Here is a 14,343-nt window from a genome sequence, read left to right on the forward strand (position 1 = left end):
TTCAACTCTGGTTGAACGGCCTCAATTATTCTGCGGGGATAACAAAAAAGCCTGATGCAGTTACCCGGATTTTTTTTTATAGGTGTACGGTTGCAAAATTTGCGTATCCGTGATACCGTGTTATACAGCTATTAAAAAAGGTTATAAATACAGTAAACTATCATGGAACAAAACAATTTATTGACCGTTAAAAATTTGCACACGGCTTTCCGTATCGACGGCAACTACTATGATGCCGTTGATGGGGTATCGTTTGACGTTCATCCCAACGAGATGCTTGCTATTGTTGGGGAATCCGGCTGTGGAAAAAGCACTATCGCAATGTCCGTTATGGGACTGCACGATATGCGTTTTACCCGGGTTTCGGGCGAAATTCTCCTGAACGGCAGGGATTTGCTGACACTACCCGAAGACGAGATGAACAAAATCCGCGGAAAGGATATCGGATTTATCTTTCAGGATCCACTTGCTTCACTTAATCCGTTGCAGCGGGTAGGGAAGCAGATTGAAGAAGCCCTGCTGTACCACACCAGCCTCAACGAAAAAGAGCGACAGGAGCGGGTTTTACAGCTTTTAAATGATGTCGGTATTCAGAACCCCAAGCGGACGGCGCAGCGGTTCCCGCATGAGCTTTCCGGCGGAATGAGGCAGCGGGTACTTATCGCAACTGCACTGTCTTGTAATCCGTCGCTTATCATTGCCGATGAGCCGACAACCGCGCTCGACGTAACAATCCAAGCGCAGATTCTCGATCTTATTAAAGACCTACAGGAAGAACATAAGGCGGGTATCATCCTTATCACCCATGACCTCGGCGTCGTCGCACAGGTTGCCGACCGTGTCGCGGTTATGTATGCGGGGCAGATCGTCGAACTGACTACTGTGCAGGAATTGTTTACTCATCCCTTGCACCCGTATACCCGTTCTTTGCTTAAATCGATTCCGCAGGCGGATAAAGACGATGATATGCTGCACGTTATTAAAGGTATGGTGCCGTCGCTTAAAAAACTCAAGCATACGGGCTGTCGGTTTGCCGACCGTATACCGTGGATTCCGGCTGAGGAACACGAAGAGTCTCCGGTCTTGCACGAAGTAAGTCCCGGACATTTTGTCCGCTGCTCCTGCTGGAAAAATTTCCGGTTCGAGGGTGAGGTTTAGAGGAGGCGGATATGGCATTATTGGAAGTAAAAGATTTAAAAGTACATTTCCCTATCCGCGGCGGCTTTTTTAACACGATACAGGATCACGTACGAGCGGTAGACGGTGTTTCTTTTCAAATTGAAGAAGGAAAAACCTACGGTCTTATCGGGGAGTCCGGTTCCGGAAAAACCACCATCGGTAAAGCGATTGTCGGATTGGAACAGCCTACCGGCGGAGAAATCCGCTACGAAGGAAGTCTTGTAAATACCAAGGCACAGCGGAAAAAGATTAAATATAACGAAAACGTCCAAATGGTGTTTCAAGACGTCATGTCGAGCCTCGACCCTAAAAAACGTATCCGCGACATCATCGCAGAACCCATTAGGAATTTTGAACGGCTTTCAAAGCATGAAGAATTAAAAAAAATACTTTCGCTCTTGCAGATTGTCGGGATACCGCCCGACGGTTTATATAAGTACCCGTATGAGTTTTCGGGTGGGCAGCGGCAGCGTATCGGTGTTGCGCGTTCAATTGCCGTTAATCCGCGACTCATTGTGGCGGACGAACCGGTTTCCGCGCTTGACCTTTCGGTGCAGGCGCAAATTCTTAACTTTCTTAAAGAAATTCAGCGCGAATTTATGTTGAGCTATCTGTTTATTTCGCACGACTTAGGCGTTGTCAAACATATGTGCGATTACATCTACATTATGTACCGCGGCCGATTCGTAGAAGCGGGAACGCGGGAAGATATTTACCGTAACCCGATGCATATTTACACCAAGCGGCTTATCGCAGCTATCCCTGAAATGAATGTCGAAATACGCGAAGAATATAAAAAACGCCGTGCCGAAATTGAAGAAATATACAAGCATGAATCGGAGCGTTACTTTAGTCCCGAAGGGCGAGTGTACGATTTAAAGAAAATAAGCGACACTCATTACGCTGCATTGAAGGATTAGGGGGAAGAGTATGTGGAAGACGATAGTACGCCGTATCCTTATTATGATACCGCAGCTGTTTGTATTGAGTGTTTTGGTGTTCTTAATCGGAAAAATGATGCCCGGTGATCCCTTTACCGGCCTGATAAATAATCCGAATGTCGATGCGAGCCGTATTGAAGAACTACGGGAAAAAGCAGGTTTAAACGACCCGTGGCCGGTTCAGTATAAGAATTGGATGGGGCGTATTCTGCTGCACGGTGATTTCGGTGTCTCTTATACGTATAAAATTCCGGTAAAAGATAAAATTCTATTACCGGCGCAAAACACCCTGTGGCTTTCACTTTTAACCGTTATTTTGACGTATGCAATTGCCGTGCCTCTTGGTATCCGCGCAGGGCGTTATAACGGCTCGAAATTCGATAAGGCGGTGTTGGTTTATAATTTTATCACGTATGCAATTCCGACGTTTATCCTTGCACTTTTGAGTCTTTTATTATTCGGCTATCGGCTCAAAATTTTTCCGACGTCGGGTTTTGTCGGGCTGGGTGCGATGGGACACAGAGGGCGCTTTATCCTAAGCCGCCTGTATCATATGCTGCTTCCTGCAATTACGGCGGCGGTACTGCGTACAACAAGTATCGTGCAATATCTTCGCAACGAGATTATCGATGCAAAAAGTCAAGATTACGTTAAAACGGCGCGGAGCAAGGGCGTACCGATCGACAAGGTGTATACACACCATATTTTCCGAAATTCCTTATTGCCGATAGCGGCTTTCTTCGGCTTTACGGTAACGGGTTTGCTTGCCGGTTCAATATTCGTCGAAACGATTTTTATGTACCAGGGAATGGGCATGTTGTTCATCGAATCGATTATGTCGCGCGATTATTCGGTTATCAATGCACTCACCTTATTGTACGGAACGCTTGCTCTGTTCGGCAGCTTGATTTCCGACATTATTATGATAATCGTTGATCCGCGGATCAGAATTGAATAAAATCATCAACTGATGTATCTCCTTGTACATCAGTTGATTTTGAGAGGATATTATGGAAAAAACGGCATTTGATATTGATAGTATAGACGAAGCGACATTGAAAGAGATGACTTCCGTGCCGTCGTTTTGGAAGATCGTAAAGACGGAATTTAAACATGATAAAGCCGCAATCCTTGCACTCGGTATATTGGTGATTATTTTTGCATTGATTATCATCGGCGGTTTTGTACTGGATACGGAAACGGTTATGAAGGTAAGCTTACGGGATAAGTTTTCGGTGCCCGGTAAAAAGTTTCTGCTCGGAGCAGATCTTGGCGGTCGGCCGATTTTGCCTCAGCTGATTATCGGGGCGCGTAATTCCATCCTTATTGCATTCAGCGTAACCATTATTACCGAAATCGTTGGCGTCTTTTTCGGCCTGATTACCGGTTTTTACGGGGGAAGGGTCGACAATGTCATCATGCGTATCTGCGACTTTATTATGATTTTGCCGGTCGTTATGCTGATTATCGTATTTGTAACGATTGTTCCCTCTTATAATATTTGGACGTTTATCTGTATAATGTCCTTTTTTTATTGGGTGCATATTACCCGGCTTGTACGCAGTAAGGCCTTGTCCGAAAACCGCCGCGATTATGTGAATGCATCGCGCATTATGGGAACAAGTGACTTTAAGATTATGTACGGCGGCATTTTGCCGAATATCGCTTCGATTATTATCGTTGACTTTACGCTCGGTATGGCAGGTAATATCGGTATCGAAACGGGAATGAGCTTTTTAGGCTTCGGTCTCCCGCCGACATCGCCGTCGCTTGGTACGCTGATTGGCTATGCGCGCGATCCGGGAACTATTTCCGGTAAGCTATGGGTATGGCTGCCTGCATCTATTCTTATTATGGTATTAATGCTGTGTATCAACTACGTCGGACAAACGATAAAACGCGCCTCCGATGCAAAGCAGCGTTATAAATAAATGAGGAGGAAGACAATGTCAAAGAGTTTAAAAATTGCTGCGTTTTTATGCGCGGTAATGATGGTACTTGCAAGCTGCGGCGGTAAGACGGAACAAACGCAAACTGCACAAAGCGGCGAGGGGAAGGAAGCAAATAAAGAATTAAAATTGTTGTTTCCACAAATGATCGAACGGGAAGGGGAAATACTTGCCGGCGGTACTCTGGTCTGCGGTCTTGTCGGTGATACACCGTGGAAAGGAATATTCAATACGTTCTTATATGAAGATAATCCGACGTATGAGGCAATGCTGCCGATGTTGGCTAACTTCATGGTTGATGGTCCCAATCACGAAATTCGGGAGGGTTATTGTGCTATGACATTCGACCGTGAAAAGAAAACAGCTACCTATCATATTAATCCGGGGCTCACATGGTCGGACGGCGTACCGGTAACTGCTGAAGATATTATTTTCTGCTATGAGTGTATCGGACATCCCGATTATACCGGTGTTCGTTATGATAGCCGTTATGCGAATGTTGTCGGTATGGTTGACTACCATGAAGGCAAGGCTAAAAATATTTCCGGTGTTAAAAAAATAGACGATAAAACGGTAGAAGTAGCTTTTATAGAGTATGAACCCGGTATTCTGTGGGGATCCGGTATCACCTATAATGCGGAACCGTATCATTATCTTAAAGATATTCCATTGACGGAAATGGCTTCTCATGACCGTGTACGGAAAACACCGCTTTCCTGCGGTCCCTTTGTGATCAATTCTATGGTAGAAGGTGATATTATCGAGTATGTACCTAATCCTTATTGGTATGGCAAAAAAATCGCACTCGATAAGCTGATTATGAAACGGATTGCGCCGACATCTCTTGCCGCAGCTTTGAAAGCCGGTGAAGTTGATATTGTCGATTATTTTAGAGCTGATTTATATGACCAATTTGTTGTGCTTGATGACGAAGGAAGAACGGTATTTGACGAAAACGGAAAGCCGAAGTTGAAGGTTGATAATCTTGATTTCATCTGTAATGTAGATAATGCCTATGGGTATTTAGGCTTCAAGTTCGGTGTATGGAATAAAGAAAAAGGCGAATGCGAAATGTTCCCCGACGGCGGTAAATTTAAAGACAAGGCGTTGCGTCAGGCGCTCGGTTATGCGATGGATAACGATGGAATAAACGATATCTACTACCATGGCTTACGGTTTACTGCCAACTCCTTTATTACGCCGTATCACCCCGGATTTTACGATATAAATCGGAAAGGATACTCCTATAATCCCGAAAAGGCGAAACAGCTACTCGATGAAGCAGGCTATAAGGATGTTGACGGAGACGGCTATCGTGAAACGCCGGATGGAAAACCGCTCAAGATCAATTTCTTGTATATGAGCGGCAGCGATGTAGCAGCTCCGATTGCAAATTACTATATCCAAAACTGGAAAGATGTCGGATTAAATGTTGCGCTGAACGATGGTCGGCTGATCGAATTCAATGCCTTTTATGATAGACTGAGAAACGATGACCCTGCCGTGGAAATGTATATGGCTGCATGGGGGGTAGGTTCAAATCCCCGTCCAAACGGTCTTTACGGCAGAGAGGCTCAATTTAACCGGCTCCGCTGGGTTAATGAGAAAAATGATGAACTGCTTGCTAAGATTTCTTCGGAAGATTCCTTTGACGAGGTATTCCGCGCTCAGGCTTATAAGGAATGGGACGAAAATATACTGGAAGAAGCTCCTGCAGTTCCAACCGCATATCGCATAAGACTTTGTGCTGTTAACAAGCGGGTTAAGAATTGGGATATACGGTTTGTTAAGGACTGGGACTGGTGCGATGCGGCGCTTGTTAGCGACAAACCTGCCGTTAATACCATGAAATAACGGATAGAAATTAAATAAAAATAATGATATGAAATAACACTGATCTGTTCGATAGCGGCAGGTCGGTGTTATTTGCATTTCAAGTAAATTAAAATGGTTACGAGGTTGTAGCGCATGATACGAAAACAACAGGAATTTTGGGGAAAATTAGTTATTTTTACCGGCATCAGCTTGGTTTTCTCAGCTTTTATGCTCGCTTTGAGCCCCCGTTTTTCGTTTTTGGGACGGCTGATTTCGGCAAAAGACCTTACATTGATGGTAACACAATACCGGATGCTTCCAAATTTCAGCTTTCTTACCCGTTTCGGTTTTGCTTTTGCGATCTTTGCTATTGCTTCCATTATGGCCTCAATTGGAACAGTTTTTTTATCCCGTAGGGTACAGGAAAGGATATATAAAGAAACTGAGACCGCCCTTTTTGCGGCTTTTATCAACAGATTGCGTTTTTGCTATACACGTGAAAACCTGATTGAAGCTATTCAGCAGGAGCTTGAATATAAGGCTGATTGCTCCGTTTTGCTTACGAATACCGACACCGATTTAGTTGTATACAGCAGTACGTCGGCGTATGTTTCGGATCCCGATGTGTATGAAAAGTTGGCACACCGTTTTTCTGCCGAATGGCTTGATCACTGGGGAGAAAATATTTATTTATTGGATGCTGCTATGCAAATGACTTCCGACAGGAAACAAGCCCGGGGACTTGTTATTGCATACAGTTCCGCACGTTTTTTTATTATTTGTCGCTATATCCGCGCGCTTGAGCCTGAAATATTCCCTCAGTTGTTTGCGGAGTTTAAAAACTATTTCGGACGTGAAAAAACACTGTCACAGCTCCTCTATTATTCGGAGCTTGCACAGGAATGGCAGATGGTTGCAAATACTCAGCGTGCATTCCTGCCGCAAAAAATACCGGCGCTCGATCAATTGGATATAGGTGTTTACTTCCGGCCTTTAGTGAACGTATCGGGAGACTATTATGATATTATCCCCATCGATGAAGATAAAACTCTGATTATTACGGGGGACGTTTCCGGAAAGGGACTTGCCGCAGCGCTTGTTATGGGCGTTGTTGTAAATACAATACGGATTATGGAAAATAAAGAAGATCTTGCCGGTTTGATCTTTGCGGTAGACAGCGCTATTAAGCGTATGAATCTGCTTGATAAATATACCGTTGTGTTTTTAGGAATTATCGATACTAAGGCGATGAAAATACGCTATGTAAATGCGTCAATGGAAGCGCCGATGATCTTTACCAGAGCAGCGGAAGGGTATAAAGTAAAGATGCTTGATTCAAATTGTTCCGTTATCGGAATCATCGATATCGATTCGGTAACCGTTGCTGAAAAGCCTCTGTACCGTAATGATTTGCTTGTTATTACGACGGACGGCATTCCCGAAATTACCAATGAAGAAGGCGTGGAACTCGGTAGTAATGATCTTTACATTGAATCGATTAAATCTTTTGCTTCGTCGGATGCATCATCAATTACCTCAAAGGTAGCCGAATTGGGGCTTAATTATAGTGCTGCAAAAGCCTTCCGGGATGATACTACTATTTTAGCAGTAAAATTAAAGGGATAATGTATGGGTTTAATTTTCTTTACGTATTTTGGCGCTGTGTTACTCCTTGTAAACTCATCGTATCTTTCGTTTCATCAATCGAATCGTATTAATGTTCTGTTAAATAAGATTACGGTACCCGCTGCCGCTTTTGCGCTTTGTATAGCTGCTTCCGTTCATCTGGTTTTTTACGGTCAAGCCGGTATACAACGCGTCGTAACGATGTGCGGCATCTTCTTTATGCTGCTTGCCTCTTACCACATCCTTGATATGGTTCTTGTTATTTCTAATTTTAAAATATATAAAGTGCTCCAAAAGATTAACACAGTATTCCATATCGCGGGTATCGGTCTTATCATATTCTTCGTCGGGAGATTCCAGTGGAACCCGCTGAGAGGCTTTTACTTTTCACAGCGTGATGTTGTTCCTGGATTGGCCGGTATTAAACTCTTTATGTATATTTACATATTCTTTGTTCCGGTGCTTTCAATTACGATATGCTTTGTCAAAATGTTTTTTGTCAAAAGCAATATTCACCGGCAGCAGCTGCTTTTGCATGGATTTTCCATCGGACTTGCTCTTGCAATATGGATTACCGAAAGTTATTTTTTTCAGGTATTTTCCTGGGCGTTTGCCTTTATACCGTTCGGGTATGCCGCTATGCTGATGCTTGATAATGCCGTATTTTCGCTGACGCGTGCTTTTGATATTAAGCAAATTTTCTTCGGGTTTCTCCGGTTTATCCTTTTTACTGCGATCTTTGCAGGAGCTGCAGGTTTGACAACAGCACTTATTATGCAGTTTATCCCTTCGGTCGGGGGTTGGATGTCTTCGATTACAGTTTCGTGTATTATTCTTTTCTTTATTCGAAGCTTTGTTGCCCGTAAGCTTAGATATGCCTTAGGTAGGACGGCAGATTATGAAGTGAGGTTGGATGCCGAACTGCAAAAACTCGATTTTGGAAAAGGCCACGATACGGTGTTGGAGACTTTTCCGAGAATTATGAAGCAGTATATCACGTGTAAAGGGCTCGATATTCTTGTCAGTGATGAAAACATGAATTTGCAAACGGTCTATTCGGATTTTGATCATCATAATACATTAAGCGCAAACCTTGCCTGTTTTGAGTATCTGCTCAGTCAAAATAATATTGTTCTTACAAAAACAGAACTTATTGCCAATTATGTGTATGAATCGATACGTGATGAGCTGCTTGATATCTTTGAAACAACACAGACCGAGATACTTATCAGTATGAGAGAGGGGCAAAAGCTCATCGGCTGTATCCTGTTAGCTCCTAAGACACACAGTGCGGAATACAATCTGTATGACATACGCGTTTTGTCCAATATGTATTCGTATTTCTTTTTGGTAATCTATTACCTTAGGAATATTTCCAAACAGGATATTACCGTTACGATTGACCGTGAAGTTGAAATGTCCGACCAAATTATCGGATCCATTCAGAACTATAAGGATACCCTTGAATCGCATGGCTTTTCAATGGATTCTATTGCATACTCAGCGCATCAGCTCGGCGGCGATTTTATCGACTATATTACGCTGAACGAAAAACGGGCAATGTTCCTTATTGGGGATGTTTCCGGTAAGGGGTTAAGTGCAAGTATGTCGATGGTCATTTTAAAGTCGATTATTCATACCTATCTACAGACAATCTCCGATTTTAAGGAATTGGTAACAAAGGTAAACCGGTTTATAAAGGATAATCTACCGCGCGGAACATTCTTTGCCGGGTTGTTCGGTATTATCGACTTTCCGACTAATACAATTTACTACTTGAACTGCGGTATTCCGTTGATGTCGATGTATATCAGCTCATATAAAAATGCAATTGAAATTCAAGGTGAGGGCAGGGTTCTCGGCTTTGTAAAGAATATTGAACCTTTCTTAAAGGTACGAAAAATCACGATGCACAAGGGAGATGCAATTGTCTTTACGACTGACGGTTTGCTTGAAGCAACGAACCTAAAAGGCGACCGGTTCGGCAGCGATCGTGTTGGACGGATACTGCAGGAAAATAACGGTGCTAAACCCTCTCAGATTGCTCGCACGATTTATAATAACCTTCTGGATTTTATTTTGCGTAAAATCGATGATGATGTTACCATATTGGTATTGAAATATAATCAATAATTAACATAGGAGTATTATGATGGATAATTTAACGATTACGGAAAAAATGAATGATACGTTTGTATTACTGACAGTAGCCGGTTCAATAAATTCATACACATACCATGAATTTGAGACGAAGGTTTACAACCTTATTAAGGAGCGCTCAATCGTATTGGATGTATCCCGTGTTACCAACTTGTCTTCATCAGGATTGGGTATCCTCATGGCTGCTTCCGAAGACGGAGCCGAGCTTGGTCATAAAATTTATATTATGAATCCTTCAGAGGTTGTAAAGCTTGCGATTGCCTCCACCGGTTTTTCAGAAGTATTTCCGATTATTCACTCACTTGATGAAGTAAAATAGGCTGATACGGTATAAGGGCGTGAACCATTTACAGGTAGAAGCCGATTTAAAAAATATTGGCTTTATCGAAGATTTTATCGCTACCTCTAAAGATATTCCTGAGAGTAAACGGGCAACAGCACTTATTATCGCAACAGAAGTGTTTGATAATATTGCCGAGCATGCTGTCTTTCCAGAAAGTAAAGAGCTTCGATTGAGTATATCCAATATGTTCTTTCCGCGTCTTTGTTTCTCCTATCACAGCACGAATTTTGACAATTTATTGGATGCGCTCAAGAGAACTAAACCCCATTTTGATCCTAAAGCAAAGCGGTACCGAGGATTCGGTTTATTGATGACAAAAAATCTTGCCCGTAAAGTCTGTTACCGGCAAGAACATTCACGCTCCTGTATTATTGTGTACTTATAAACACGGCGCCAAAAAGTAAGTGGTATGAAAAAAATACTTTGTACAATAATGTGTCTGCTATCGTTTTTTTGTGTAACGGCAGCTGATGCGAATATGGAAATACAGCTTCGCAATTTTGTATATCCTGCTGCTATTCCGGTAGAGATGCAGCGTCATATTCGTAACAATGCAGCTTCCTTCTTAGCTGACTTGCAGAATATCTTAGCCGCCGACCAAGAGAACCTCTTGATCTTGGTTGATAAGCGGCATTTATTGCCTGATGGATATACGCCGCAAAACCTTGTAACGCTCAGTACCGGCCGCGCATACATAATTAACCGAAAGGATTTATCCCTGACAAAAACGGCGGAACAAGCGTTGCAGGAAATGGCGCTTGCAGCACAACAGGATGGCGTTAGGCTGGTTGTCAGTTCCTCGTATCGTTCATATACATATCAGAAAAATTTATTTGACCGCTATGTACGGGAATCCGGCGAAAAAGAAGCCGAACGGTTTTCCGCCCGTGCGGGAACAAGCCAACACCAGCTTGGTACGGTCGTAGATTTCGGTTCCATTTCGGATGAGTTTGCGCAAACGCGCGCCGGTAAATGGGTATTGCAGAATGCTGCAAAATACGGCTGGTCGCTTTCTTTTCCCAAGGGATACGAAGCGGTAACCGGCTATGTGTGGGAATCGTGGCATTACCGCTATATCGGTGCGGAAGCCTGTGCTTTTCAGCAAAAATGGTTCGGCGGTATTCAGCAGTATATGCTTGAATTTATTGACACTTGGAAAAAACAAACGAAATAAGACGATGCCTCTAAAACTGATTGTATGTTGGGTCATCATGGAATAAACTTATGGAGGAAAAATGAAGAAATATCTTATAGTAGGCGGCGTTGCCGGAGGTGCAGGTGTTGCTGCGCGGTTACGCCGGTTGGATGAATCAGCGGAGATTATTATCTTTGAGCGGGGATCTCATATCAGTTTTGCAAACTGCGGGCTTCCCTATTATGCCGGCGGTGTTATCGAAAACCGCGAAGCTCTTTTTGTGATGACGCCCGAAAAGTTTAAGGCATCGCTGAACGTTACCGCAAAGGTACGGCATGAGGTAACGGCGATTAATCCCGCTTCCAAAACGGTAACGGTCAAAAATTTGGATACCGGGGCGGAAGGTGCCGAAAGTTATGACACGCTGATTTTAAGCCCGGGGGCATCTCCCATTAAACCGCCGATACCCGGGATTAACGATGATGCCATTTACACACTGCGTTCGGTCAGCGATATCGATGCGATTAAGCAGAAAATAGATAACCCTGCAACCAAACGTGTCGCTGTAATCGGCGGCGGTTTTATCGGCTTGGAAATGGCTGAGAATCTTCACCGCCGAGGTATGGATGTTTCCATTATCGAAGCAGTTGATCAAGTGATGAACGTTATCGATTACGATATGGCAGCCATCGTGCAGGAGAATATCCGCAGTAAGGGTGTCGGTTTATACCTAAAAGATGGGGTAAAAGCGTTTGAACGGCGCAGCGCCGGTTTAGCGGTATGTTTGCAGTCGGGTAAAGAGGTTGTATGCGATGCTGTTCTTCTTTCGATCGGCGTGCGCCCCGATACCAAATTGGCAAAGGATTGCAATATCGAGCTTGCGCAGAATGGGGCGATAAAAGTCAACGAATATTTTGAAACCTCTCAAAAGGATATTTACGCTATCGGCGATGCGATTTCGTTTAAAAGTCCGCTGCTCGGTACCGATACGACAATTCCGCTCGCAGGACCTGCGAATAAACAGGCTCGTATCTGCGCGGATAATATCGTGTACGGCAATAAAAAAACATACTGCGGGACAATCGGTACCAGTATTGCCCGGATATTCGATTATACCGCCGCTGCAACGGGATTGGGCGAAAAGGCATTGGATAGGGCAGGGCTTCCCTATAAGCAGGTGGTAACCCATGCTGCTCATCATGCAAGTTATTACCCCCATGCCTCTATGTTGTCGATTAAAATTCTCTATAATCCTGAAAACGGCCGGCTCTGGGGTGCACAAGCGGTCGGTGTAGAAGGTGTTGACAAGAGAATCGACGTTATTGCCGCATACATTAAAAAGAACGGTACGATTTCCGATCTTGCCGAATTTGAGCATGCCTATGCGCCGCCGTTTGACTCTGCGAAGGATCCCGTCAATATGCTCGGATTTATTGCGGAAAACGACCGCGACGGTTTAACAACGATTATCTCGTGGCGGGATATTCCCCGATATGCGGAACAGGGAGCATTCTTCCTTGATGTACGGACACCGGAAGAATTCAGCTGCGGCGCCCTTCCGGGAGCAGTCAACATACCGCATACTGCATTGCGAAGTAGACTGAATGAGGTGCCGAAAGATCGGCCGGTTGTTATTAACTGTGGGATGGGGTTGCGAGGATATATAGCGGAACGGATTTTGCGGCAAAACGGATATAAACATACGGTGAACCTTTCGGGCGGTTTTATGACGTATAATGCAGTCCATAACGAATTGGCTCATTTGTCATGATTGTAATCGCGTAATGATTTGACCAAAACCGTTTTTACCTATAGGATAGCGACATGAAAATAATCTATAGATATTTATTGCTAAGCTTTTTCATAAGCATAGCGGCAGGGTGTGCATCTGTTTCTCCTGATGTAAAAAAGGAACCTGCACCGTCCGAAGAGATTGCCGTTCCGGCTCCTCAGCCTGAACCGATCAAAGAACCGGAAGCGCCGGTAAAATGGGAACCCGTAAAACCCGCGGTTCCGGTCAAGCCGAAGCCTCCTGTTAAGACGAAGGAGCCTCCTGCGAAGGTAGAAGAACCGCCGGTAAAGGCGGAAGAACCTCCTGCGAAGGTGGAGGAGACTCCTGCGAAGCCTGAACCGGTTATTGAGAAAAAAGAACCGGTTGTTGAAGCGAAGCCTGAACCTGTCGAAGAAAAAAATACCGTTATTGCTGAGTTTGAAGGGGTTACCATTACAAAAGAAACCTATGATCAAACAAAAACGGAGATGGAAAAGATTGTCGAGAAGCTTAATCGTATTACAGCGACAAAGGACTATGCTCAATGGACTACGTTCTTATCGGAAGAGTATAAACAACAATATTCTCAACCCTTGACGCTTAGAAAAGTTTCCGAGGCCTTACCGGTTAAAGGGATCAAGCTTAAATCGCTGCGTGATTACTTTATGTATGTTTTTGTACCTTCTCGTCAGAATGTACGGGTAGACGATATCAAGTTCGTTTCCCCGACACGGGTCGATGTTATTATGAAACAGGCAAATGTTTCGCTGCTTGTCTACGGTTTGGAAAATATTAACGGCAGCTGGAAACTGATTCCGCCGAAACTGTAAGTAATCTTTGAGTAGGAGTTATACGCTATGCGTAAAAGTATTATTTCTGCGGTTTTTGCCGCGTTGATTTGTGCGGGATGGATGATGTCCATTCCCGTCGGGCCGATTCCCATTGTGCTGCAAAATGCGCTTGCAGTGCTTGCCGGCTTGCTGTTGGGGCCGCTGTTCGGCAGTCTTTCGGTGCTGCTCTTTCTGGTTGCCGGAGCCGTCGGTCTGCCTGTTTTTTCGGGCGGCAACGGAGGCTTTGCCGTATTTGCGGGTCCGACCGGCGGCTTTTTAGTCGGGTACCTTGCCGCGGCTGTTGTCGGCGGTTTTATTATGAAGCTCTATCGGGAAGAACAGCGGTGGCCGCTCGCCTGCGGTATCATTGCGGTTGCAGGGCTTTTAAGCTTTTTGTCTATCTACGTATTCGGTCTTCTGTGGTTTAAGCACGTTCTGAATCTCAGCTGGCAGCATACGTTTCTGAAAGGGTTTGTGCCGTTTATCCTGCCCGATCTGATTAAGCTGGTTGTTGCCGTTCCGATTACGCTCAAATTGCGTCCGATTATACGGCGCTATACGGAATAACCCAGCCTCTATCAATGCTCCGACTAT

Annotated in this window: 13 protein-coding genes; all 13 read left to right on the top strand. The window is 44.3% G+C overall.

What is annotated here, in order from left to right; genetic code table 11:
- Window positions 1–162 precede the first annotated feature (162 nt).
- Window positions 163–1,158 carry an ABC transporter ATP-binding protein gene (locus E4N65_RS04665; protein ID WP_016517944.1) on the top strand — a complete coding sequence of 332 codons (996 nt, stop codon included), beginning with the start codon at window positions 163–165 and terminating at the stop codon, window positions 1,156–1,158.
- An 11-nt stretch (window positions 1,159–1,169) separates the two neighbouring features.
- Entirely contained in the window at window positions 1,170–2,099 is a 930-nt protein-coding gene (locus E4N65_RS04670; RefSeq protein WP_253674272.1) for an ATP-binding cassette domain-containing protein, read from the top strand.
- A 10-nt stretch (window positions 2,100–2,109) separates the two neighbouring features.
- Window positions 2,110–3,078, top strand: coding sequence for an ABC transporter permease (locus E4N65_RS04675; RefSeq protein ID WP_253674273.1), 969 nt, complete (start codon window positions 2,110–2,112; stop codon window positions 3,076–3,078).
- A 52-nt stretch (window positions 3,079–3,130) separates the two neighbouring features.
- Window positions 3,131–4,051 carry an ABC transporter permease gene (locus E4N65_RS04680; RefSeq protein WP_253674274.1) on the top strand — a complete coding sequence of 307 codons (921 nt, stop codon included), beginning with the start codon at window positions 3,131–3,133 and terminating at the stop codon, window positions 4,049–4,051.
- A 15-nt stretch (window positions 4,052–4,066) separates the two neighbouring features.
- Window positions 4,067–5,923 carry an oligopeptide ABC transporter substrate-binding protein gene (locus E4N65_RS04685; protein ID WP_052185564.1) on the top strand — a complete coding sequence of 619 codons (1,857 nt, stop codon included), beginning with the start codon at window positions 4,067–4,069 and terminating at the stop codon, window positions 5,921–5,923.
- Between the two features lie 114 nt (window positions 5,924–6,037).
- Window positions 6,038–7,510: a PP2C family protein-serine/threonine phosphatase gene (locus tag E4N65_RS04690; RefSeq protein WP_044016744.1), complete on the top strand. Its 1,473-nt coding sequence runs from the start codon at window positions 6,038–6,040 to the stop codon at window positions 7,508–7,510.
- Window positions 7,511–7,513: 3 nt separating this feature from the next.
- Window positions 7,514–9,643: a PP2C family protein-serine/threonine phosphatase gene (locus tag E4N65_RS04695; RefSeq protein ID WP_044016742.1), complete on the top strand. Its 2,130-nt coding sequence runs from the start codon at window positions 7,514–7,516 to the stop codon at window positions 9,641–9,643.
- 16 nt (window positions 9,644–9,659) lie between these two features.
- On the top strand, window positions 9,660–9,989 hold the full coding sequence (locus tag E4N65_RS04700) for an STAS domain-containing protein (protein ID WP_369792403.1): 330 nt from the start codon (window positions 9,660–9,662) through the stop codon (window positions 9,987–9,989).
- A gap of 19 nt (window positions 9,990–10,008) precedes the next feature.
- On the top strand, window positions 10,009–10,398 hold the full coding sequence (locus tag E4N65_RS04705) for a hypothetical protein (protein ID WP_044016738.1): 390 nt from the start codon (window positions 10,009–10,011) through the stop codon (window positions 10,396–10,398).
- A gap of 24 nt (window positions 10,399–10,422) precedes the next feature.
- Window positions 10,423–11,187: a M15 family metallopeptidase gene (locus E4N65_RS04710; RefSeq protein WP_044016737.1), complete on the top strand. Its 765-nt coding sequence runs from the start codon at window positions 10,423–10,425 to the stop codon at window positions 11,185–11,187.
- A gap of 61 nt (window positions 11,188–11,248) precedes the next feature.
- Window positions 11,249–12,919, top strand: coding sequence for a CoA-disulfide reductase (locus E4N65_RS04715; protein ID WP_044016735.1), 1,671 nt, complete (start codon window positions 11,249–11,251; stop codon window positions 12,917–12,919).
- 53 nt (window positions 12,920–12,972) lie between these two features.
- Window positions 12,973–13,749 carry a hypothetical protein gene (locus E4N65_RS04720; protein WP_044016732.1) on the top strand — a complete coding sequence of 259 codons (777 nt, stop codon included), beginning with the start codon at window positions 12,973–12,975 and terminating at the stop codon, window positions 13,747–13,749.
- Window positions 13,750–13,776: 27 nt separating this feature from the next.
- Window positions 13,777–14,316, top strand: a complete 540-nt coding sequence (locus E4N65_RS04725) for a biotin transporter BioY (RefSeq protein ID WP_044016731.1) — start codon at window positions 13,777–13,779, stop codon at window positions 14,314–14,316.
- Window positions 14,317–14,343 lie beyond the last annotated feature (27 nt).

Source organism: Treponema sp. OMZ 855, assembly GCF_024181145.1.
Taxonomy (GTDB): Bacteria; Spirochaetota; Spirochaetia; order Treponematales; family Treponemataceae; genus Treponema.

Excerpts from the sequence above, each read along its gene's own strand:
- E4N65_RS04665 (WP_016517944.1), top strand. The coding sequence starts at position 163 with ATGGAACAAAACAATTTATTGACCGTTAAAAATTTGCACACGGCTTTC.
- E4N65_RS04690 (WP_044016744.1), top strand. The coding sequence starts at position 6,038 with ATGATACGAAAACAACAGGAATTTTGGGGAAAATTAGTTATTTTTACC.
- E4N65_RS04720 (WP_044016732.1), top strand. The coding sequence starts at position 12,973 with ATGAAAATAATCTATAGATATTTATTGCTAAGCTTTTTCATAAGCATA.
- E4N65_RS04710 (WP_044016737.1), top strand. The coding sequence starts at position 10,423 with ATGAAAAAAATACTTTGTACAATAATGTGTCTGCTATCGTTTTTTTGT.
- E4N65_RS04695 (WP_044016742.1), top strand. The coding sequence starts at position 7,514 with ATGGGTTTAATTTTCTTTACGTATTTTGGCGCTGTGTTACTCCTTGTA.
- E4N65_RS04685 (WP_052185564.1), top strand. The coding sequence starts at position 4,067 with ATGTCAAAGAGTTTAAAAATTGCTGCGTTTTTATGCGCGGTAATGATG.
- E4N65_RS04680 (WP_253674274.1), top strand. The coding sequence starts at position 3,131 with ATGGAAAAAACGGCATTTGATATTGATAGTATAGACGAAGCGACATTG.
- E4N65_RS04725 (WP_044016731.1), top strand. The coding sequence starts at position 13,777 with ATGCGTAAAAGTATTATTTCTGCGGTTTTTGCCGCGTTGATTTGTGCG.
- E4N65_RS04675 (WP_253674273.1), top strand. The coding sequence starts at position 2,110 with ATGTGGAAGACGATAGTACGCCGTATCCTTATTATGATACCGCAGCTG.
- E4N65_RS04670 (WP_253674272.1), top strand. The coding sequence starts at position 1,170 with ATGGCATTATTGGAAGTAAAAGATTTAAAAGTACATTTCCCTATCCGC.
- E4N65_RS04700 (WP_369792403.1), top strand. The coding sequence starts at position 9,660 with ATGATGGATAATTTAACGATTACGGAAAAAATGAATGATACGTTTGTA.
- E4N65_RS04715 (WP_044016735.1), top strand. The coding sequence starts at position 11,249 with ATGAAGAAATATCTTATAGTAGGCGGCGTTGCCGGAGGTGCAGGTGTT.